This window comes from Acidovorax cavernicola, from assembly GCF_003581445.1.
Genome location: NZ_QXMN01000148.1, coordinates 1 through 2,322 on the forward strand (window position 1 = coordinate 1; position 2,322 = coordinate 2,322).

Here is a 2,322-nt window from a genome sequence, read left to right on the forward strand (position 1 = left end):
CTCCATCATCGCGTAGACGATGGTCGTGCAGTTGGCGGTCAGCGTCTGGTAGAAGCGCGGCGTGGCGCGCAAGGCGTCGGACTCGTCGAGATACCGCTCGAACAGCGCGCGCATCGCGGGCTCGGACATGTGTACACGGTAGAGATAGACGTCTTCATCGCGCACGCGCGCGCGCACGCCGAGGATGTCGCGCTCGTCGGCCGCGACCAGCGCGAGTTCATAGCGCTTGAAGAAGCCGGCCAGCGCCGAATACTGCTCATGGCGTTCCTTGCGCACTTCGACCGAGAACACCAGCTGGCGGCCATCGTCGAAGCCGAACGACACCAGCGTGTGGGCGATGGCCGGTCCCATCCAGTAGGAAAGCACCATGTCGACCGAGCGCAGGCGGTCGAGGTCGTAGCGCCGGGTTTCCCAGCGCGCGGTGTAGTCGTCGTCGCTGCGCCAGTCGAAATTGCGCACATTGTGCAGCAGCACTTGCGAACCCTGGCGTTCGGCGCGCAGCGTGCGCGCCACATCGGCGGCCCAGACGCGGTCGTTCGACGGCGTGATCGCGGCCCACCACAGGCCCAGCAGCAGGCAGCCCACAGCCAGCAGCCCCCAGGCGCGCCAGGAGCGCGGGTCGGCGCTGGCCAGCAGGGCCGAGGCGCCCACCCAGATGACCCACAGGCCGGCGAGCGCCGCGGCGGCGAGCCTGCCGCCCGGCGCATGGCTCCACAGCGCGAGCGCGCCGAAGGCCGCCAGCGCGAGTCCCAGCAGCGCGCCGACGGCATGCGCACAGCCGGCCCACACGCGCGCCGCAGGCGGTGCTTGTTTGGCATGGTCACGAAGCAGGGGCATGGAGGGGCAGGCAAAAAGGAGGAGCAGACAGGAGGCCGGCGCACAACGCGGCCGGTGAGTGTGTCACAGGAGCAAGATCAATGCCCGGCGAAGTCGACCAGCGTGTACAAGGGCAATTTGCTTTCGCGCAGGCGGTCGGAGCCGCCGAGTTCGGGCAGATCGACGATGGCCGCGCCTTCGATCACCTGGGCACCGAGTTTCTCCAGCAGCTTCTTGCCGGCCATCATCGTGCCGCCGGTGGCGATCAGGTCATCGATCAGCAGCACGCGGTCGCCGGGCTTGACGGCGTCGGCATGCAGCTCGACGGTGGCGCTGCCGTACTCCAGCTCGTAGGTTTCCTCGACCGTGGTGAACGGCAGCTTGCCTTTCTTGCGGATCGGCACGAAGCCGACATTGAGTTCGTAGGCGACCACCGCGCCGAGGATGAAGCCGCGCGCGTCCAGACCCGCGACCACGTCGGGGCGCAGCTCGGGGTCCATGTAGCGGTGCACAAACGCGTCGATCAGCACGCGGAAGACTTTCGGGTCCTGCAGCAGCGGCGTGATGTCGCGGAACTGCACGCCCGGCGCGGGCCAGTCGGGCACGGTGCGGATGTACTGCCGGAGGTAGTCGTTGATCGTGGTGTGGAGCATGGGAAAGCGGTATTCGGAGACAGGGCCGGGCGTGGCCCGGCGGCTGCAGGAGTGTAAACAGGCGAACGCCGAGGTCAAGATCGCTGACCCTGCGCCCATGCGCGGGATAAGGGCCGGGGCCGGGATGACCCCACGCGCGCCTGCCGCTGCCGGCGCATTGATCGCAGGCCCTAAAATCCGCATATGAAATCTGCAGCAGCTTCCACGCGCCCCTTTGACGGCTCCCAGGCCTTGCAACTCGCGCGTGACACCCTCGGCATCGAGGCCCAGGCCCTTCTGGCCCTTTCCGACCGCCTGTCTCCCGTGTTCGCGCAGGTCGTCGAGCGCGTGCTCGACATCCGTGGCCGGGTGGTGGTCATGGGCATGGGCAAAAGCGGCCATGTGGGCCGCAAGATCGCCGCGACGCTGGCCTCCACCGGCACGCCGTCGTTCTTCGTGCATCCGGGCGAAGCCAGCCATGGCGACCTGGGCATGGTCACCGAAAATGACCTGGTGCTGGCGCTGTCCAACAGCGGCGAGAGCGATGAAATCGCGGCCCTGCTGCCCGCGCTGCGGCGCCAGGGCGTGCCCGTCGTCGGCATGACCGGCAACCCGCGCTCCACGCTGGCCCGCCATGCCGACTGGGTGCTCGACACCTATGTGGAGCGCGAGGCCTGCCCGCTGAACCTCGCGCCCACGGCCAGCACCACGGCCCAGCTGGCGCTGGGCGACGCGCTGGCCGTGGCGCTGCTCGATGCGCGCGGCTTCAAGACCGAGGATTTCGCGCGCTCCCATCCCGGCGGCGCGCTGGGCCGCAAGCTGCTGACCCATGTCGGCGACGTGATGCGTTCGGGCGCGGATGTGCCGCGCGCAT

Annotated in this window: 3 protein-coding genes; 1 reads left to right on the plus strand and 2 read right to left on the minus strand. The window is 68.8% G+C overall.

Features of this window, described 5'->3' with window-relative positions; genetic code table 11:
• Positions 1-837, minus strand: an 837-nt coding sequence (locus D3H34_RS31835; RefSeq protein ID WP_119558783.1) for an Lnb N-terminal periplasmic domain-containing protein, incomplete at its 3' end; no start/stop codon positions are given.
• A 77-nt stretch (positions 838-914) separates the two neighbouring features.
• Positions 915-1,469 (minus strand): adenine phosphoribosyltransferase, encoded by a 555-nt coding sequence (locus D3H34_RS31840; protein ID WP_119558782.1) that lies wholly within the window; start codon positions 1,467-1,469, stop codon positions 915-917.
• 183 nt (positions 1,470-1,652) lie between these two features.
• On the opposite strand from D3H34_RS31840, the gene D3H34_RS31845 reads away from it, so the two are divergent.
• A partial coding sequence (locus D3H34_RS31845) for a KpsF/GutQ family sugar-phosphate isomerase (RefSeq protein WP_119558784.1) occupies positions 1,653-2,322 on the plus strand: 670 nt, incomplete at its 3' end.